The following is a 17,380-nucleotide window of genomic DNA, read 5'->3' on the forward strand; positions in this document are numbered from 1 at the left end:
CCAGCGCGTCAGGGCAGCAGCACCGTGCAGCCGGTGGTGGCGCGCGCCTCCAGGCTTTCGTGGGCGCGGCGCACCTCGGTCAGCGGGAATCGCTGGTCGATGCGGATCCTGACCTCGCCGCGGGTGACGGCGCCGAACAGGTCGTCGGCCATCGCCTGCGTGCGTTCGCGGCTGGTGATGTGCGAGAACAGCGTCTGGCGCGTGATGTAGAGGGAACCTTTCGGGCCGAGGATGCCAGGCGCAAACGGCGCCACCGGGCCGGACGCGTTGCCGAAACTGACCATCAGGCCGAACGGGCGCAGGCAGTCGAGCGACTTCTCGAAGGTGTCCTTGCCCACCGAGTCGTACACCACCTTCACCCCCTGCCCGCCGGTGATCTCTTTCACCCGGGCGGCAAAGTCTTCGGTGCGGTAGTTGATGGCGTGGCTGGCGCCGTGCTCCAGGGCGAGGCGGCATTTGTCGTCGGAGCCGGCCGTCCCGATCAGGCGCAGGCCCAGCGCCCGGGCCCACTGGCAGGCGATCAGACCCACGCCGCCCGCCGCCGCGTGGAACAGCACGAAGTCGCCCGGCTCCAGCCCTTCCACCGGCTTGCAATGTTTGAGCAGGTACTGGGCGGTCAGGCCCTTGAGCATCATGGCCGCGCCGGTCTCGAAGTCGATGGCGTCCGGCAGGCGGCACACGTTCATCGCCGGCATCACGCGGGCGTCGCAATAGCTGCCGGGCGGGTTGGCGGCGTAGGCGGCACGGTCGCCCACGCGCAGGTGCGTGACGCCCTCACCCACCGCCTCAATCACCCCGGCGCCTTCCATGCCCAGGGCCAGCGGCATCGCGTTGGGGTACAGGCCGGTGCGCTGGTAGACGTCGATGAAGTTCAGGCCGATGGCGTGGTGGCGGATGCGGACCTGGCCAGGGCCGGGTTCGCCCACCTCGACCTGGTCGATGACCAGTTGCTCGGGGCCGCCGGTGGCGTGGATGCGCACGGCGCGGCTGGTGGTGGTGCTCATGGGAGGTCTCCTCGGTGGCGCGTTGGAATCAGGGAAGCCGCGATGCTGCCACGAACCGCGGCCGTCGCCCGGGCGACCGACCGTCACCCCCGCCCCGGGCGGGCCTATCGGACCGGGAGTCGCGCCGGGTTACATTCAGCGCCCCATGACCGCACCCCGCCTGACCGTCTCGACCGCCCTGTTGTTGCTGGTACCGCCGCTGATGTGGGCGGCCAACGCGGTGCTGGGCCGCGTGGTGCAGGACATGGTGCCGCCGGTGATGCTGAACCTGCTGCGCTGGCTGCTGGCCTTTGCCCTGCTGTTGCCGCTGGCCGGCTGGGTGCTGCGGCCGGGCAGCGGCTTGTGGACGCACTGGCGCCGTTTTTCGCTGCTGGGCCTGCTGAGCATCGGCGGCTACAACACGCTGCAGTACATGGCGCTGCAGACCTCCACGCCGGTGAACGTGACGCTGGTGGCCTCGAGCATGCCGGTGTGGATGCTGCTGATGGGCCGGGTGCTCTATGGCGTACCAGTGACCCGTCGCTCGGCGCTGGGCGCGGCGCTGTCGATCGTGGGCGTGGCCGTGGTGCTGGCGCGTGGCGACCTCGGCGGCCTGCTCGCGGTGCGGCTGGTGCCGGGCGATGCGCTGATGGTCCTGGCCGCGCTGGTGTGGTCGTGGTACAGCTGGCTGCTGGCCCGCCCCGTGAACCCGCCCGAGCCCGCGGCCATCAAGGGCGACTGGGCGGCTTACCTGATGGCCCAGATGGCACTGGGCCTGGGATGGTCGGCGCTGCTGGCGGGCGCCGAGTGGGTGGTGCTGCCGGCCGCCGCGTGGCACATCGACTGGAGCCCCGGGCTGGTGGCGGCGCTGTTCTTCTTCGCGATCGGGCCGTCGCTGCTGGCCTACCGCGCCTGGGGCACCGGCGTGGCCCGCGTCGGGCCGGGGCCGGCGGTGTTCTTCGCCAACCTCACGCCGCTGTTCGCGGCGCTGCTGTCGGGCGCGCTGCTGGGCGAGTGGCCGCAGGCCTACCACGCGCTGGGCTTCGTGCTCATCGTCGGCGGCATCCTGGTCAGCGCGCGGCGCTGACCGCCCGGCTCAGAAGGTGCCCGGGTAGGCGCCACCGTCAGCCAGCACGTTCTGACCGGTGATGTAACCGGCGTGGGCGCTGCACAGGAAGGCGCAGATCGCGCCGAACTCGGCGGCCGTGCCGAAACGCCGCGCCGGGATGGTGCGGCGGCGGGCGTCGGCCACGGCGTCCACCGGCTGGCCGCTCTTCTGGGCGGCGCCAGCCATCGTGGCTTTCAGGCGGTCGGTGTCGAACGCGCCGGGCAGCAGGTTGTTGATCGTCACGCCCTGCGCGGCCAGCCCGCTGCGGGCCACCCCGGCGACGAAGCCCGTGAGGCCGCTGCGCGCGCCGTTGGACAGACCGAGGATGTCGATCGGCGCCTTCACCGCGCTCGACGTGATGTTGACGATGCGACCGAAGCCGCGCGCGGCCATGCCGTCCACCGTGGCCTTGATCAGTTCGATCGGCGTGAGCATGTTGGCCTCCACCGCCGCGAGCCAGGCGGCGCGGTCCCACTGGCGGAAATCGCCGGGGGGCGGTCCCCCGGCGTTGGTGACCACGATGTCGAACGCCACGCCGGGCCCGCCAGGGGCGGCCCACACGGCCGCACGACCGGCGTCGGTCGTGATGTCGGCCGCCACCGCCACCACGCTCACGCCGGGGTGCGCCGCGCGCAGCCCACCAGCCGCGGCCTGCAAGGCGTCGGCGCCGCGGGCCACCATCACCACGTTCACGCCCTCCGCCGCCAGCGCCTGCGCGCAACCCAGCCCGAGGCCCTTGCTCGCGCCGCCGACCAGCGCCCACTTGCCCGCAATGCCCAGATCCATGTGACTGCTCCTGTGAGATAAAAAAAGAGGAAAGAAGACTGAAACGAAGGAGGAAACGAAGGAGAAAACAGGACGCTACCTGCCCGCCGGTCCACCGCCGCGCGTGACCAGAAACACGCCGGCCAGCACGAGCACCGTGCCAGCAATGATCCAGCCATTGAAAGGCTCGCCCAGGATCACCACGCCCATGACGATGGTGGACATCGGCCCGATCATGCCGGTCTGGGCGGTGAGCCCGGAGCCAATGCGCTCGATGGCCATCATCACCATCAGCACGGGCGCGAACGTGCACAGCAACGCGTTGAGCACCGACAGGCCAATCACCTCGGGGGCCACCACCGCGGCCGACAACGGCCGCAGCAACACGAACTGCAGCAGGCACAGCACGCAGGCCACGCTGGTGGCCAGCCCCACGAGCCGCAGCGACCCGAGCCGCTTGACCATCTCTCCGCTGTAGAGCAGGTAAATCGCGTAGCTCACCGCGCTGCCGAACACCAGCGCCGCGCCCAGGGCCGCGTCCGGCCCCTGCTGGCCGACCTCGTGGCCGAAAACCAGCAACACCCCCGCATAACTCACCGCCATCGCCAGCGCCTGCCGGGCGCTGATGCGGCGGCGATAGACGATCCAGCCGAGCACGAGCACCAGCGTCGGGTTGAGGTAGAGGATCAGGCGCTCCAGGCTCGCGCTGATGTACTCCAGCCCCCAGAAATCGAGGAAGCTGGCGAGGTAGTAGCCGGTCACCCCCAGACCCAGCACGCCGCCCCAATCGCGCCGCGTCAACGGCACCGGGCGCTGTCCGCCGCGGGGTCGGCTGGTCCACCACACCAGCGCGAGGAACAGCGGCAGCGCGAACAGCATGCGGTACATGATGAGCGTGACCGCGTCCACGCCGTGGCGGTAGGCGAGCTTGACGATGATCGCCTTGCCGCTGAAGGCGATGGAGCCGGCGGCGGCCAGCATCAGGCCCGTGGCGAGGTGGGGAGAGCGGGCGTCGGCGGCGGACATCCGCTGGATTATCCGCAGCGGCGTGTACGCGGCCCTGCGGAAACTACTGCAGCGGCGGCGTGCAGGCCAGGACCTCGTCGAGCGTGGTCAGCCCTTCGGCCACGCGGGCGGCGCCGGCCAGACGCAGCGGCCTCATGCCGTCCTTGACCGCCTGGTGACGCAGGCTCTGCAGATGTGGCTCGCGACTGACCTTCTCCTTGAACGCCTCGGTCACCGTCAGCAGCTCGTACAGGCCCATGCGACCGCGGAAGCCGGTCATGCGGCAGTCCACGCAGCCCACCGGCTGGTAAGGCCGGTACCCGCCGCTGACCTGCCACGGCTTGACCAGCTCGGCGAGCTGCTCGCGCGACTGGGCGGTGGTGGGATCGTCTTCGCGCACCCGGCAGGCCTTGCACAGCGTGCGCACGAGGCGCTGCGCCAGCACACCCAGCACCGTGGCATTGATCAGGTACGGCGGCACACCCAACTCCATCAGGCGCATGATGGCCGAGGGCGCGTCGTTGGTGTGCAGCGTGGTGAACACCAGGTGGCCGGTGAGCGCCGCCTGCACCGCCATCTCGGCGGTGGCGAGGTCGCGAATCTCGCCCACCATGATGATGTCCGGGTCCTGCCGCATCAGGGCGCGCAAGCCTTGCGCGAAGTCCAGATCGAGGTGCGCCTGCACCTGGGTCTGGTTGAAGGCCGGCTCGATCATCTCGATCGGGTCTTCGACCGTGCTGACGTTGACCTCTTCGGTCGCCAGCCGCTTGAGCGTGGCGTAGAGCGTGGTGGTCTTGCCGCTGCCGGTGGGGCCGGTCACCAGCACGATGCCATGCGGCCGCTGGGTGAGTGACTCCCAGCGCTGGGCGTCGTGCGGCGCGAAGCCCAGCGCCGCCAGGTCCTTCACCGTGGACTCGGGATCGAAGATGCGCATGACCAGCTTTTCGCCGAAGGCGGTGGGCAGCGTGGACAGGCGCATCTCCACCTCGTCGCCCTTCTGCCCGGGAGCGGCCGGCTTGAGCGTCTTGATGCGGCCGTCCTGGGGCCGGCGGCGCTCGACCACATCCATGCGCCCCAGCAGCTTGATGCGCGCGACCATCGCGTTCATCACACCGATGGGCATCTGGTAGACCGGGTGCAGCACGCCGTCGATGCGAAAGCGGATCACGCCCTGCTCGCGCCGCGGCTCCAGGTGGATGTCGCTGGCGCGCTGGTCAAACGCGTACTGCCACAACCAGTCCACCACCTGCACCACGCCCTGGTCGTTGGCATCGAGCTGCTTGTTGCCTTGCCCGAGCTCGACCAGCTGCTCGAAACTGTTGATGCCGGTGCCGCCGGCCTTGCTCGCCGCGCGGACCGATTTCGCCAGCGCAAAAAACTCCGCCGTGTAGCGGGCGATCTCGGCCGGGCTGGCCACCACCAGGCGCACCTGCCGGCGCGTCTGGCGCTCCACCTCCGGCACCCAGTCGCGCAGGTAGGGTTCGGCGGTGGCGACCACCACCTCGGTGGGGCTGACCTGTACCGGCAGCACCTTGTGGCGCTCCGCGTAGGCCGCGCTCATCACATCGGCCACCTTGCCCACATCCACCTTCAGCGGATCGATGCGCAGATAGCCCAGGCCGCTGCGCTGCGCGAGCCACTCGGTGAGCAGCTCGGCGTCCAGCACGCGGCCATCCGCGGCGCGCGCCATCGCCACCACCGCCAGCCGCTGCAGCGGGTGCTGGGCGCTGTGGGCCGAACTGCAGCGGGCCACGGTGCGGTCGGCCTCGTCGGCGCTGATCACGCCGTCCTCGCGCAGCCAGTTGACGAGGGTGCGCCAGTCCAGCGGGCCTTGGTGGCTGCCGGCCAGCGGCGTTGACGACAGCGCCGAAGCGGCCGGCGTGGCGGAGGAGGCGGGCGAAGGCGGGGAAGATCGGGTGGCCATGGCGGTTGCGGCAAGGTGTCAGGCGGCGATCGGCTTGAACAGGCGCAGCCACTTCACCGCCGGCAGGCCCCAGCGCGACTGGATCGCCTCCGCGCGGGTGAGCAGGGTGGCGCGCGCCAGGCGCTCGGGGGTGCGCTGCGCGAGCAGCACGGTGTTGCCCTCGCGGGTGGGCCGAAAGGCCCACAGGGCCTCGGCGCCGAAGGCCTCGCGCAGGCTGTGGAGCGAACGCTCGTGGCTGACGTCGCGGCCGAACAGGTTGACCGTCAGGCAGCCATCGTCGGTGAGGGCGCGGCGGCAGTCGGCGTAGAAGTCCGCGCTGTCGAGCACCGGCGCCGCCGCCTCGTGGTCGTACAGGTCGACCTGCAGCGCGTCGTAGCGGCCGGCGTGGCGTGGCTGGCGGATTTCAGCGCCGGCATCGGCCACGATCACCCGCAGGCGGGCGCTGTCGGGCGGCAACTTGAACCACTCGCGGCAGACGGTCACCACGCGCGGGTTCAGCTCGATGGCGGTGGTGTCCATGCGCAGTTTCTTGAAGCAGAACTTTGTCAGCGCCGCGGCCCCGAGCCCGAGTTGGAGGGCGCGCCGGCGGCCCACGGTCTCGGGCTCGACAAACAGCAGCCACGCCATCATGCGCTGCACATACTCCAGCTCGATGTCAAACGGCGCGTCCAGCCACATCGTGCCCTGGATCCACTCGGTGCCCAGGTGCAGGCAGCGCACGTCCCCGTACTCGGAGAGGGTGACGTCGGGCAGGTCGGTTTTTTTCATGGTCGCGCCCATTATGGGTCGCCCCGGGCGCCCGCGGCCTCAGGCGCAGCCGTGCGCGCGCAGCACCGCCGCCCAGGCGTCACGCTTGCGCTCCATCGACCAGCCGGCGTTGGCCGGGCTGGTGGACGGCAGGCGGTGCACCGGCAGACCGAAGCCGCGGGTGTGGCGGGCGTGGCGGAAGCTCTCGCCGCCGTTGTGGGCCACGGCCTGCAGCGCCGGGCAGCGCGCGCGCAGGCCCGCGAGGTCGTTGAGCACGGGGGCGCGGATCGCGCTGTCGAGACTGCCGGTGCGCTCGCAGCTGGCGTACACGTCCCACAACCCCAGCCCGTGCTCGCGCAGCGCCTCCAGCCGGCGGTCATACGGCAGCGCGGTCAGCGGCTCGCCCCACAAGGCCTCCAAGATCGGCCAGAAGGCGTTGCGCGGGTGGCCGTAGTACTGGCCGGCGCGCAAGGACGCTTCGCCGGGGAAGCTGCCCAGCACCAGCAGCCGGGTGCGGGCGTCCACCACCGGCGGCAGACCCGTGAGGCGGGGTGCGGCCGCCGCGGTCATGGTGTCGTATCGAGCGCCGCCAGCCGGGGCAGGGCCGCGCGGGCGTTGGCGCTGGTGGCGGCCGCCAGCGCGGCGGCATCCATGCCACGCAAGGCCGCGACCGCCGCACCGATGCGCGGCAGTTCGGCCGGCGTGTTCAGGCCCTGCGCAGCGCCGGCGGCGCGCTCGGCGGCCGTGCGGTACAGCCACTGCGGCGGGATGTCGGGGGCGTCGGTTTCCAGCACCAGCGCCGACAAGGGCAGTTCGCGCGCCAGGCGGCGCAACTGACGCGCGGTTTCGAAGGTGACGGCGCCACCGAAACCGAGGCGAAAGCCGAGGTCGACGAAGGCCTGCGCCTGCTGGGCGCTGCCGTTGAAGGCATGGGCGATGCCGCCGGCCGGCGGCAGTTCGCGCAGGTGCTTGAGCAGGGTGTCGGCGCTGCGGCGCACGTGCAGGATCACCGGCAGCCGGTGCCGGCGGGCCAGCCGCAACTGCGCGCGATAGAAATAGGTCTGCCGCTCGCGCGCGGCCGGGGTGTTGAGCGCCGGCACGAAGTGGTCGAGGCCGATCTCGCCCACCGCCACCAGCCGCGGGTCGTCGCGGTGGGCCGTGAGCGCCTCGTCGAGCGCGCGCAGGTCGTCCTCACTGGCCTGCGGCACGAACAGCGGGTGGATGCCCAGCGCGTACGCGTCGTCCAGCCGGTGGGCCAGCGCGCGCACGGTGTCGAAGTTCGAGCGCAGCACCGCCGGGATGACGCAACGCGTCACGCCGCGCAGCGCGGCCTCGGCGCGCGCCGCCAGCGCCAGGCCATGGTCGGGGCCGAACTCCGGCGCGTCGAGGTGGGCGTGGGTGTCGGTCCACATGGCGGCCCGGCCGGCGAAGCGCTCAGGCGGTCGCGAGCACGCCGCGCGTGAGGCGCAACACGCGGTCACAGCGCGCGGCCAGGGCCTCGTCGTGGGTGACGACGATGAAGGCAGTGCCCTGTTCGCGGGCGAGGGTGAGCATGAGTTCGAACACGCCGTCGGCGGTGCTGCGGTCCAGGTTGCCGGTGGGTTCGTCGGCCAGCACGCAGCGCGGCCGCGTGACCAGCGCGCGGGCGATCGCCACCCGCTGGCGCTCGCCTCCGGAGAGCTCGGCCGGCCGGTGGTGCAGACGCTCGCCCAGGCCCACCCGCGCCAGCGTCTGCGCGGCGTCGCGCGCGGCGTCGGCGCGCGGCAGACGACGGATCCACAGCGGCATGGCCACGTTGTCCTGAGCGCTGAATTCCGGCAGCAGGTGGTGGAACTGGTACACAAAACCCAGGTGGCGGTTCCGCAACTGGCCCTGGGCGGTCGCGTCAAGCGCGGCCAGCGGCTGACCCATCAAGTCGACGCGACCCGCGCTCGGCGCGTCCAGTCCGCCCAGCAGGTGAAGCAGCGTGCTCTTGCCCGATCCCGACGCACCGACGATGGCCAGCGTCTCCCCCGCCCGCACATCCAGATCCACGCCCTGCAGCACCGTCACATCGATCCGGCCCTCCTGGAATCGCTTCGTCAGGCCGCGGGCGCTCAACACGGTCGAAGTCATTCCAGACTCCCGTACAGAGGAGCCGCCAAACGGCGGAGCGTGGGGGCCACGATCCGGCGCCGGGCCGCCCCGAGCCGGATCAGCCCCCTTGGGGGGCAGCGACCCGCGCAGCGGCGGAGCGTGGGGGCCTTATTCATACCGCAGCGCCTCCGCCGGGTTGACGCGGCTGGCGCGCCAGCTCGGGTACAGGGTGGCCACGAAGGCCAACGCGAGAGAAATCAGCGCGACGGGCAGGATGTCGCCGCGCTGCGGGTCGCTGGGCATGCGGCTGATGAGGTAGACGTCCTGCGGCAGGAAGCTCGCGCCGAGCAGGCGTTCGAGCGCGGGCACGAGGGTGTCGATGTTGAAGGCCACGCCCAGCCCAAGCAGCAGGCCCACGCCGGTGCCGATGATGCCGACGGTGGCGCCCTGCACCACGAAGATCGCCATGATGCTGCGCGGGCTGGCGCCGAGCGTGCGCAGGATGGCGATGTCGGCGCGCTTGTCGGTCACGGTCATCACCAGCGTGGACACAAGGTTGAAGGCGGCCACCGCCACGATGAGCGTGAGGATGATGAACATCATGCGCTTTTCGAGCTGCACCGCGGCAAACCAGGTGCGGTTCTGGCGGGTCCAGTCGCGCACGAGCAGGCCGGGCGGCAGCGCGGCCGCCAGCTCGGCCGCCACCTCGCGGGCCTGGTGCAGGTCGCGGATCTTCACGCGCACGCCGGTGGGTCCTTCGACGCGGAAGATGCGCGCCGCATCGTCCTGGTGGAGCATGGCCAGAGCCGCGTCGTATTCGTAGTGGCCGGAGTCGAAGGTACCCACCACCGTGAGGCTGCGCACCCGCGGCACCACACCGGCCGGGGTGACCTGGCCGCTGGGCGCGATCAGGGTCACGCTGTCGCCCTCGACCACCCCCAGCTGCCGCGCCAGCGCGCCGCCCAGCACAACCCCGAAACCACCGGCCTGCAGGCGAGGCAGCACGCGGTCGGCCAGCCCCGCGGCGAGGTCGGTCACCGTGGGCTCCAGGGCGGGGTCGATGCCGCGCACGAGCACGCCCTTCATGTCTTCGCCCCGGGCCACCAGCGCCTGCGCGCCCACAAAGGGGGCGGCGCCCACCACGTCGGGGTGGCGTTGCAGCGTGGCGAGCGTCCCGGACAGGTCGGCGATGGCCTGAGCGCCGGCGTCGAACACCTCGATGTGCGACAACACGCCCAGCATGCGGTCGCGCACTTCCTTCTGAAAACCGTTCATCACCGACAGCACGATGATGAGCGCCGCCACGCCCAGCGCGATGCCGAGCATGGACACGCCGGAGATGAAGGAGATGAAGCCGTTGCGCCGGGTGGCGCGGCCGGCGCGGGTGTAGCGCCAGCCCAGCAGAAGCTCGTAGGGGGTTTGCATGGTGGGTCGGGGGTGCGGGGATTGTGGCATCCCCGACAATCTCGGCATGTCTGCTTGGCCCCCGGCTCCTGATCCCGCGACGCACTGGCTGGTTCCCTGCGCCGCGCTGGACGACCCCGCGGCGCTGGAAGGGCTCACCCTGCCGAACCTGCGCGCGCTGCTCGGCCACCTCGCGCCGCAGGCCCAGCTCAGCGGCGACACCGAGCGCCTGAACCCGCCGCACGAACGCGCCCTGGCCTGGGCCATCGGCCTGCCCGATGCAGACGGCCAGTTGCCCTGGGCGGCGCTGGGGAGTGAACACCCCGAACAGGCGCAGGCCTGGGTGCATCCCGTGCATTTCCAGGTCGGCATGGACCAGGTGCGCCTGTTCGCGGGCGAGGCCCTCGATCTGGATGAAGCCACGTCGCGGTCCCTGTGCGCCGCGCTGGCGCCGCTGTGCGCGGAGGATGGCGTGCGCCTGACGGTGGACAGCGCCACGCGCTGGCGCGCCGAAGGGCCCCGGCTCGCGGGCCTGGCGCTGGCAAGTCTGGACCGCGTGAGCGGGCGCGGCGTGGCCGCCTGGCAGCCGCGTGGGCCGGAGGGCGCGTGGCTGCGGCGGCTGGGCAACGAAGCGCAGATGCTGTTCTACACCCACCCCGCGCACGACGCCCGGCAGGCGGCCGGGCGGCTGCCGGTCAATGGCGTGTGGATGAGCGCACCCGGCGCCGTCATCCACGGCCTCGCCCTGCGCCGCCCGCCCACCGTGCTGGACGCGCTGCGCGCCCCGGCGCTGGCCGCCGACACCGCTGCCTGGCGCCACGCCTGGACGGCGCTCGACGCCGGTCCCCTCGCGGACCTGCTGGGGCGCGCCGCGCGGGGCGAGCCGGTGCACCTCACCCTTTGCGGCGAGCGCCATGCCGTGTGCCACGGCCCGCGCGACGGCGGCTGGTGGACCCGCCTGCGCGCGCGCTGGTCGGGCGCGCCCGACCCGATTGACCACCTGCGGACCCTATGAAAATCATCACCCGCGACGTCCCCCCCCGCGCCGCCTGGGCGCTGGAACAAAGCGGCGTCCACCCGCTGCTCGCGCGCCTGTACGCCGCCCGCGGCATCCAAAGCCCGGACGAACTCGACGACGGACTCGCGCGCCTGCTTCCGCCCGACACGCTGCGCGGCGCGCGCGAGGCGGCGGTGGCGCTGGCCGACGCGATCGCCGCGAACCGGCGGCTGTGCATCGTGGCCGACTACGACTGCGACGGCGCCACCGCCTGCGCGGTGGGCTGGCGCGGGTTGCGTCTGCTGGGCGCGCGCGAGGTGGCTTATCTTGTGCCCGACCGGGTGGTCGATGGTTACGGCCTCACGCCCGCGATCGCGCGCCGGGTGCACGAGCGCGGCGCCGACGTGCTGATCACGGTGGACAACGGCATCGCCAGCGTGGATGGCGTGGCCGCGGCGCGGGCGCTTGGGCTCACCGTCATCGTGACCGACCACCACCTGCCGGCCCAGCGCAACGGCCAGACCATGCTGCCCTCGGACTGCCTGATCGTCAATCCCAACCAGCCCGGCTGCGGCTTTGAAAGCAAGAGCATCGCCGGCGTGGGGGTGATGTTCTACGTGCTGCTGGCGCTGCGCGCCGAGCTGCGCTCACGCGGTGCGTTCGACGCCGCCACGCAGCCCCGCATCGACGCGCTGCTGCCGCTGGTCGCGCTGGGTACCGTGGCCGACGTCGTGCGGCTGGACGCGAACAACCGCCGCCTCGTCGCGCAGGGCCTGCGCCGGGTGCGTGCCGGCGCCATGCCGCCGGGGATGGCGGCGCTGTTCACCGCCGCCGGACGCCGGCCGGAGGCCGCGACCAGCTTCGACTTTGGCTTCGCCCTCGGTCCCCGGCTGAACGCCGCGGGCCGCCTGGCCGACATGACCCTGGGCATCGAATGCCTGATCACCGACGACGACGCCCGCGCCGAGGAGCTGGCGCGCGCGCTCGACGGCATCAACCGCGAGCGCAAAGGCATCGAGGGCGAGATGCGCGAGATGGCGATGGAGATCGCCGAGTCGATGATCGACGAATCCGAGACGCCGCCGCCGGCGCTCGTGGTCTTCGATCCCGACTTCCACGAAGGCGTGGTCGGCATCGTCGCCTCGCGCCTGAAAGACAAGCTGCACCGGCCCACCTTCGTGTTCGCAGCCAGCGGCGCGGCGGGGCAGGAACACCTGCTCAAAGGCTCCGGACGGTCGATCCCCGGCTTTCACCTGCGGGACGCGCTCGACCTGGTCGCCAAGCGGCATCCGGGGGTGCTGCAGCGCTTCGGGGGTCACGCGATGGCCGCCGGCTGCACCGTGGCGGAAGAACACCTTGATGTGTTCGAAGCGGCGCTGCAGCAGGTGGCCCACGAATGGCTGGACGAGAGCACGCTGCAGCGGCGGCTCGAAGCCGACGGGGCGCTCGACCCGCAGTACCGGCGGCCGGACGTGGTGGACACCCTGCACCGCGTGGTCTGGGGCCAGGGCTTTGCCCCGCCGGTGTTTTGTGAAGAGGTCGAGGTGGTGAGCCAGCGCCTGGTGGGCGAGAAACACCTCTCGCTCAAGCTGCGCCACCAGGGCGACGCGGTGGACGGCATCTGGTTCGGTCACACCGAGCCGTTGCCGGCGCGGGTGAAACTGGCGTTCCGCCTCGATGCGGACGAATGGCAGGGGCAACGGCGCGTGCGGTTTCTGGTCGAAGCGGCGGAGGTTTGACCCCCCCGCGCCGCCTGCGGCGTCACCCCCCGAGGGGGCGATGCGAGTGGCCCGGCCAAGCCGGTTCCACCGCATCCTCGAAGCAGACACCTCGCGCCGGAAGTGGCCGTGACCCAGGGCACCGCGGAACCGGCTTGGCCGGGCCGCCAGTGCCGCCCCTCGGGGGGTGACGCCGCAGGCGGCGCGGGGGGAGTCGTTCACCCCATCAGCGCTTCGCGCACCGCGGCCAGCTGCCGGCGCGACACCGAGAGGCGCTCGTCCACGCCATCGAGCCGCACGGTCCAGCCCTCGCCCTCCACCGGATCGTTGTGCTTTTCGACCGCGCGCACGGCCCGGCGCGAAACCAGGGCGTTGCGGTGCACCCGCACGAACAGGTGGCCGTAGCGCTGCTCCAGATCACTCAGCGCCCCGTCGTAGATGTGTTCCTTCTCGCGGGTGCGCACGGTGATGTACTTCAGCTCGGCCTTGAGGTAGATCACGTCCTGCAGGGCAACGCGCTCGCTGCGGCCGCGCTCCTGAATGATCAGGCTCTCAGGCAAACCGACCTCGACGGGGGCGTCCTTGGCGCTGAGGAGCTTGTGCACCTTCTGCAGCGCCTGCTGCAGGCGCTCACGCCGAACGGGTTTGGTGAGGTAGTCCACCGCCTCCAGATCGAACGCCTGCACGGCATGCTCGGCGTAGGCCGTCACGAACACCACCGCGGGCGACTTGGGCATCTGCCGCAAGGTGCTGGCCAGGGCCATGCCGTCCACGCCGGGCATGTGAATGTCCAGCAGCACCAGTTCGCAGCCGCTGCGCTGGATGAGTTCCATGGCCTGCACCGCGTTGCCCGCCTCGCCCACCACATCGGCCCGCGGCTCGGTGCATTCGGCCAGCAGCGTGCGCAGCCTCGACCGGGCCAGCGCCTCGTCGTCCACGATCAGTACTTTCAGTGACATATGCCGCTCCGTCCCACGCTCCAGTTGATAGATCGACTCACAGCGGAATTTCCAGGCGAACCTGGAAAAGGCCGTTGACCAGGGCGCTCTGGAAACGCCCCTGCACATCGTGCAGCAGGGTCAGGCGCTGGCGGACATTGTCCAGCGCCAGACCGTTGCCACGCTTGCCGGTACCCCCGGGCACCGTGTTGGTGACCTTGATGACCACCACGCTGCCGCGGCGCTGGGTGCTGATGCGCACCACCGCGCCGGTTGGACTCGGCTCCACCCCGTGCTTGACCGCATTCTCCACCAGCGGCTGCAGGATGAGGGGCGGCAGGCGGGCCTTGGAGGCCGACTCGTCGATCGCCCACTCCACCTGCAGGCGCTCGCCAAACCGCACCTGCTCGATGGCGAGGTAGTGGCGCGCGAGCTCAAGCTCCTGACGCAGCGGCACGGCCTCCTTGGTGTCGGCCAGCGCATGACGGAAGAGCTCGCTCAGGTCTTCCAGCAGGTTTTCGGCCTTGGCCGGCTCCTCGCGCACCAAGGCGATGGCGCTGTTGAGGGTGTTGAACAGAAAGTGCGGGCGAATGCGGGCCTGCAGTTCGGCCAGCTGCGCCTTGGTGCTCGCGGGCATCCGCGCCCGGGCGCGCCACAACAGACCGGCGACCATCGCTGCGGCCAGCAGCGCTCCGGCGGCCGCGCTGGCGAGCCAGGGGGCGTGTCCGACCATGCCCAGCGTGGCCAGCAGACCGCAGCCCAGCACACCGCACAGCGCGCCGAGACCGGCCCCGAACCCCCACTGGCCCGCCTCCGGCAGCCGACCGATCACGCGCTTGAGCGCACAGACCGACAGCAGCCAGACCAGCGTGGCGGGCAACGCGGCGCCGGTGAGCACGCCCACCTGCGCGAACCACGACAGCACGCCTGTGGCCAGAAACATGGCGGCCACGGCCATGGTCGCTTCAATGAACAGGACCGCCCGCAGCACCACGCCCGGCTGGCAGGTGTCGAAGACCTGCACACGGACCTTCACGTGCTCGGGCATCTCGGCGAACGGCCGGGCCCGCGCGGCATGGGGCAGTTCCTGGAAGGTCGATAAAATTCGCGAATCTTTCACGGCAGACGATTCCGTTGTGCGATCGTTCGGCCGCTGCGGCCCGTTCGCTGGCATGTTCGCTGGCGTTCGCGCCAGGCTCCCCCTACATCTTCTTCCAACACCGTTTTCTGCAACGGCCCTCGAGGCTGGCTCACGATGTCCACCAACCAACTCGACAAGAAGTCCGAAGCCTGGTCCGCCCTATTCTCGGAGCCGATGAGCGAGTTGGTCAAGCGATACACGGCCAGCGTCTTCTTCGACAAGCGCCTCTGGCAGGCCGACATCGCCGGCAGTCTCGCACACGCGGAGATGCTGTCTGCACAGGGTATCTTGAGCGCGGCCGACCTCGCCGACATCCGCCGCGGCATGGCGCAGATCACGGCCGACATCGAGGCGGGCACGTTTGAGTGGAAGCTCGACCTGGAGGACGTGCACCTCAACATCGAGGCCCGGCTGACGCAGCTGGTGGGCGACGCGGGCAAGCGGCTGCACACCGGCCGCAGCCGCAACGACCAAGTCGCCACCGACGTGCGCCTGTGGTTGCGCGGCGAGATCGATCTCATCGGCGGCCTGCTGACCGACCTGCAGCGCGCGCTCGTGGACGTGGCCGAGAAGAACGTGGATGTCATCCTGCCGGGCTTCACCCACCTGCAGGTCGCGCAGCCGGTGAGCTTTGCCCACCACCTGCTGGCCTACGTGGAAATGTTTGCGCGCGACGCCGAACGCTTTGCCGACGTGCGCCGCCGCACCAACCGCCTGCCGCTGGGCAGCGCCGCCCTGGCCGGCACCACCTACCCGCTTGACCGAGAGCGCGTGGCGCGCACGCTGGGCATGGTGGACGAGCGCGGCGAGCCTCAGGTCTGCCAGAACAGCCTCGACGGCGTGAGCGACCGGGACTTCGCCATCGAATTCACCGCCGCCGCGTCGCTGTGCATGGTCCACGTCAGCCGCCTGAGCGAAGAGCTGATCCTGTGGATGAGCCAGAACTTCGGCTTCGTGAAAATCGCCGACCGCTTCACCACCGGCTCGTCGATCATGCCGCAGAAGAAGAATCCCGACGTGCCCGAACTCGCCCGCGGCAAGACCGGCCGGGTGGTGGGTCACCTGATGGGGCTGATCACGCTGATGAAAGGCCAGCCGCTGGCCTACAACAAAGACAACCAGGAAGACAAAGAGCCGCTGTTCGACACGGTGGACACCCTCAAGGACACGCTGCGCATCTTCGCGGAGATGGTCGGTGGTCAGCTGAATCCGGCCACGGGACAAAAGGAAGGCGGCATCACCGTCAACGCCGCGGCCATGGAAGCGGCGGCCAACAAGGGCTTCGCCACCGCAACGGATCTGGCGGACTACCTGGTGAAGAAGGGCCTGCCCTTCCGGGACGCGCACGAAATCGTGGCTCACGCGGTCAAGGCCGCGGCCTCTCACCAGTGCGACCTGTCCGACCTGCCGCTGGCGGTGCTGCAGGGGTTCCACCCGAGCATCGAGAAAGACGTCTACCCGGTGTTGAGCCTGCGCGGTTCGCTGGAGGCCCGCAACACGCTGGGTGGAACGGCGCCGGCGCAGGTGCGCGCCCAGATCGCGCGCCACCGCGCCCGCCTGGGCTGAGCCCGCTCAGGCGGCCGACTCGCCGAAGCGGTTGCCCGCGGCATCGCCGGGCTGAACCAGCCACCAGATCAGCACCACCCAGCCGACCAGAGGCACCAGCGCGATCAGCTGCCACCAGCCGCTGCGGCCGATGTCGTGCAGGCGGCGGGCGGTGACGGCGAGCGCCGGCAGCATCACCGCCACGGCAAACACGGCGTACAGCACGTCGCTGATCAAGACAGTCACCACCGTGGCGATGATCAGAAACAAGTACCACCACCAGTACTCGCTGCGGCGGGCGCGGCCGCTGAAAGTGGCGTACTGACGGAAACAGGAAGCGACGGCGTCGGTGAAGCCCATGAGATCCCTCGTGGTGTGGCGATGATCGCGGCGGCACCCCGCCGCCGCGTGCACGCCACCCTACGCAGGCGGGCCGTCGACCAGCCGGGGGGTATGCCGGCAGCGTGGCTTGACGGCGATCAAGGGCGCGCCGCCCGCCAGACCGTAGATTCCCCGCCATGACCACCGACACCGCCCCCGACACCATGGCCCAGGCCCTGGACTGGACCCCCGCCCTGCACACCGGCGACGCGCGCATGGACGACACGCACGCCGAATTCGTGGCGCAGCTCAATGCGCTGCGGCTCGCTGCGCCCGATGAGCAGCTGCCGCTGTACCACGCCTTCCTCGACCACACCGTCGATCACTTCGCGCAGGAAGAGCGCTGGATGGTGGCCACCGGCTTCGCGCCGGACAACTGCCACGCCAGCCACCACGCCACGATCCTGGAGACCCTGCGCGCGGTGGCAGATCACGCGGCCCGCGGCGACACGGACATCATCGGCCGGCTGGTGGACGCGCTGGCCGAATGGTTCCCGCAGCACGCGGCCACGATGGACGCCGGTCTGGCCCAGCACCTGCGCGAGGTCGGTTTCGACACACGCACCGAGACCCTGCGCACGCCGGGCGCCATCCCGCCGGTCGCGCGCAGCGGCTGTGGCAGCGCGGGCTGCGCCTGAGCCGCGGGAG

17 protein-coding genes are annotated in these 17,380 nt (G+C 71.0%); 5 read left to right on the forward strand and 12 right to left on the reverse strand.

Annotated features, from left to right (window positions below):
- Nucleotides 1-8: 8 nt before the first annotated feature.
- Nucleotides 9-1,004, reverse strand: a complete 996-nt coding sequence (locus AC2D80_RS09845) for a quinone oxidoreductase family protein (RefSeq protein WP_484632840.1) — start codon at nt 1,002-1,004, stop codon at nt 9-11.
- 145 nt (nt 1,005-1,149) lie between these two features.
- Between AC2D80_RS09845 and AC2D80_RS09850 the strand changes: the two genes are divergently transcribed.
- On the forward strand, nt 1,150-2,070 hold the full coding sequence (locus tag AC2D80_RS09850) for a DMT family transporter (RefSeq protein WP_484632841.1): 921 nt from the start codon (nt 1,150-1,152) through the stop codon (nt 2,068-2,070).
- A gap of 9 nt (nt 2,071-2,079) precedes the next feature.
- Here the strand turns inward: AC2D80_RS09850 and AC2D80_RS09855 are convergent, their stop codons facing one another.
- From AC2D80_RS09855 to AC2D80_RS09890, 8 genes are all read right to left on the reverse strand, one after another.
- Nucleotides 2,080-2,877: an SDR family oxidoreductase gene (locus tag AC2D80_RS09855; RefSeq protein ID WP_484632842.1), complete on the reverse strand. Its 798-nt coding sequence runs from the start codon at nt 2,875-2,877 to the stop codon at nt 2,080-2,082.
- 75 nt (nt 2,878-2,952) lie between these two features.
- Nucleotides 2,953-3,882 carry a DMT family transporter gene (locus tag AC2D80_RS09860; protein ID WP_484632843.1) on the reverse strand — a complete coding sequence of 310 codons (930 nt, stop codon included), beginning with the start codon at nt 3,880-3,882 and terminating at the stop codon, nt 2,953-2,955.
- A 43-nt stretch (nt 3,883-3,925) separates the two neighbouring features.
- Nucleotides 3,926-5,785 carry a type IV pilus assembly ATPase TfpB gene (tfpB, locus tag AC2D80_RS09865; RefSeq protein ID WP_484632844.1) on the reverse strand — a complete coding sequence of 620 codons (1,860 nt, stop codon included), beginning with the start codon at nt 5,783-5,785 and terminating at the stop codon, nt 3,926-3,928.
- An 18-nt stretch (nt 5,786-5,803) separates the two neighbouring features.
- Nucleotides 5,804-6,553, reverse strand: coding sequence for a class I SAM-dependent methyltransferase (locus AC2D80_RS09870; protein ID WP_484632845.1), 750 nt, complete (start codon nt 6,551-6,553; stop codon nt 5,804-5,806).
- A gap of 39 nt (nt 6,554-6,592) precedes the next feature.
- Nucleotides 6,593-7,102, reverse strand: coding sequence for a DNA-deoxyinosine glycosylase (locus AC2D80_RS09875; RefSeq protein ID WP_484632846.1), 510 nt, complete (start codon nt 7,100-7,102; stop codon nt 6,593-6,595).
- Nucleotides 7,099-7,944 (reverse strand): TatD family hydrolase, encoded by an 846-nt coding sequence (locus AC2D80_RS09880; protein ID WP_484632847.1) that lies wholly within the window; start codon nt 7,942-7,944, stop codon nt 7,099-7,101. The genes AC2D80_RS09875 and AC2D80_RS09880 overlap by 4 nt, the downstream gene beginning before the upstream one ends.
- 22 nt (nt 7,945-7,966) lie before the next feature.
- The gene (gene lolD / locus AC2D80_RS09885; RefSeq protein WP_484632848.1) at nt 7,967-8,647 is read right to left on the reverse strand and encodes a lipoprotein-releasing ABC transporter ATP-binding protein LolD; all 681 of its coding nucleotides are present in this window, start codon (nt 8,645-8,647) and stop codon (nt 7,967-7,969) included.
- Nucleotides 8,648-8,776: 129 nt separating this feature from the next.
- Complete coding sequence (locus tag AC2D80_RS09890; protein WP_484632849.1) at nt 8,777-10,033, reverse strand: lipoprotein-releasing ABC transporter permease subunit; 1,257 nt, start codon at nt 10,031-10,033, stop codon at nt 8,777-8,779.
- A gap of 46 nt (nt 10,034-10,079) precedes the next feature.
- Here AC2D80_RS09890 and AC2D80_RS09895 point away from each other — a divergent pair, with 46 nt between their 5' ends.
- Together AC2D80_RS09895 and recJ are read left to right on the forward strand one after the other, a co-directional pair.
- Nucleotides 10,080-11,027 carry a phosphoglycerate mutase gene (locus AC2D80_RS09895; RefSeq protein WP_484632850.1) on the forward strand — a complete coding sequence of 316 codons (948 nt, stop codon included), beginning with the start codon at nt 10,080-10,082 and terminating at the stop codon, nt 11,025-11,027.
- Nucleotides 11,024-12,748 (forward strand): single-stranded-DNA-specific exonuclease RecJ, encoded by a 1,725-nt coding sequence (gene recJ, locus AC2D80_RS09900; RefSeq protein ID WP_484632851.1) that lies wholly within the window; start codon nt 11,024-11,026, stop codon nt 12,746-12,748. Before AC2D80_RS09895 ends, recJ begins: the two co-directional genes overlap by 4 nt.
- Before the next feature lie 197 nt (nt 12,749-12,945).
- On the opposite strand, the gene AC2D80_RS09905 is transcribed toward recJ, so the two are convergent.
- Together AC2D80_RS09905 and AC2D80_RS09910 are read right to left on the reverse strand one after the other, a co-directional pair.
- A complete protein-coding gene (locus tag AC2D80_RS09905; protein WP_484632852.1) occupies nt 12,946-13,686 on the reverse strand; it encodes a LytR/AlgR family response regulator transcription factor in 741 nt (246 codons plus the stop codon).
- Nucleotides 13,687-13,723: 37 nt separating this feature from the next.
- Complete coding sequence (locus tag AC2D80_RS09910) at nt 13,724-14,785, reverse strand: sensor histidine kinase (protein ID WP_484632853.1); 1,062 nt, start codon at nt 14,783-14,785, stop codon at nt 13,724-13,726.
- 135 nt (nt 14,786-14,920) lie between these two features.
- Between AC2D80_RS09910 and argH the strand changes: the two genes are divergently transcribed.
- Nucleotides 14,921-16,372, forward strand: a complete 1,452-nt coding sequence (argH, locus tag AC2D80_RS09915; RefSeq protein WP_484632854.1) for an argininosuccinate lyase — start codon at nt 14,921-14,923, stop codon at nt 16,370-16,372.
- Nucleotides 16,373-16,378: 6 nt separating this feature from the next.
- On the opposite strand, the gene AC2D80_RS09920 is transcribed toward argH, so the two are convergent.
- A complete protein-coding gene (locus AC2D80_RS09920; RefSeq protein WP_484632855.1) occupies nt 16,379-16,711 on the reverse strand; it encodes a DUF805 domain-containing protein in 333 nt (110 codons plus the stop codon).
- A 158-nt stretch (nt 16,712-16,869) separates the two neighbouring features.
- Between AC2D80_RS09920 and AC2D80_RS09925 the strand changes: the two genes are divergently transcribed.
- The gene (locus AC2D80_RS09925; protein WP_484632856.1) at nt 16,870-17,370 is read left to right on the forward strand and encodes a hemerythrin domain-containing protein; all 501 of its coding nucleotides are present in this window, start codon (nt 16,870-16,872) and stop codon (nt 17,368-17,370) included.
- Nucleotides 17,371-17,380 lie beyond the last annotated feature (10 nt).

It is taken from the genome of Hydrogenophaga sp. T66 (assembly GCF_057219855.1).

Bases quoted from the DNA above. Each gene is read 5' to 3' on its own strand.
- AC2D80_RS09845 (WP_484632840.1), bottom strand. From the start codon at position 1,004: ATGAGCACCACCACCAGCCGCGCCGTGCGCATCCACGCCACCGGCGGC.
- AC2D80_RS09850 (WP_484632841.1), top strand. From the start codon at position 1,150: ATGACCGCACCCCGCCTGACCGTCTCGACCGCCCTGTTGTTGCTGGTA.
- AC2D80_RS09855 (WP_484632842.1), bottom strand. From the start codon at position 2,877: ATGGATCTGGGCATTGCGGGCAAGTGGGCGCTGGTCGGCGGCGCGAGC.
- AC2D80_RS09860 (WP_484632843.1), bottom strand. From the start codon at position 3,882: ATGTCCGCCGCCGACGCCCGCTCTCCCCACCTCGCCACGGGCCTGATG.
- tfpB (WP_484632844.1), bottom strand. From the start codon at position 5,785: ATGGCCACCCGATCTTCCCCGCCTTCGCCCGCCTCCTCCGCCACGCCG.
- AC2D80_RS09870 (WP_484632845.1), bottom strand. From the start codon at position 6,553: ATGAAAAAAACCGACCTGCCCGACGTCACCCTCTCCGAGTACGGGGAC.
- AC2D80_RS09875 (WP_484632846.1), bottom strand. From the start codon at position 7,102: ATGACCGCGGCGGCCGCACCCCGCCTCACGGGTCTGCCGCCGGTGGTG.
- AC2D80_RS09880 (WP_484632847.1), bottom strand. From the start codon at position 7,944: ATGTGGACCGACACCCACGCCCACCTCGACGCGCCGGAGTTCGGCCCC.
- lolD (WP_484632848.1), bottom strand. From the start codon at position 8,647: ATGACTTCGACCGTGTTGAGCGCCCGCGGCCTGACGAAGCGATTCCAG.
- AC2D80_RS09890 (WP_484632849.1), bottom strand. From the start codon at position 10,033: ATGCAAACCCCCTACGAGCTTCTGCTGGGCTGGCGCTACACCCGCGCC.
- AC2D80_RS09895 (WP_484632850.1), top strand. From the start codon at position 10,080: ATGTCTGCTTGGCCCCCGGCTCCTGATCCCGCGACGCACTGGCTGGTT.
- recJ (WP_484632851.1), top strand. From the start codon at position 11,024: ATGAAAATCATCACCCGCGACGTCCCCCCCCGCGCCGCCTGGGCGCTG.
- AC2D80_RS09905 (WP_484632852.1), bottom strand. From the start codon at position 13,686: ATGTCACTGAAAGTACTGATCGTGGACGACGAGGCGCTGGCCCGGTCG.
- argH (WP_484632854.1), top strand. From the start codon at position 14,921: ATGTCCACCAACCAACTCGACAAGAAGTCCGAAGCCTGGTCCGCCCTA.
- AC2D80_RS09920 (WP_484632855.1), bottom strand. From the start codon at position 16,711: ATGGGCTTCACCGACGCCGTCGCTTCCTGTTTCCGTCAGTACGCCACT.
- AC2D80_RS09925 (WP_484632856.1), top strand. From the start codon at position 16,870: ATGACCACCGACACCGCCCCCGACACCATGGCCCAGGCCCTGGACTGG.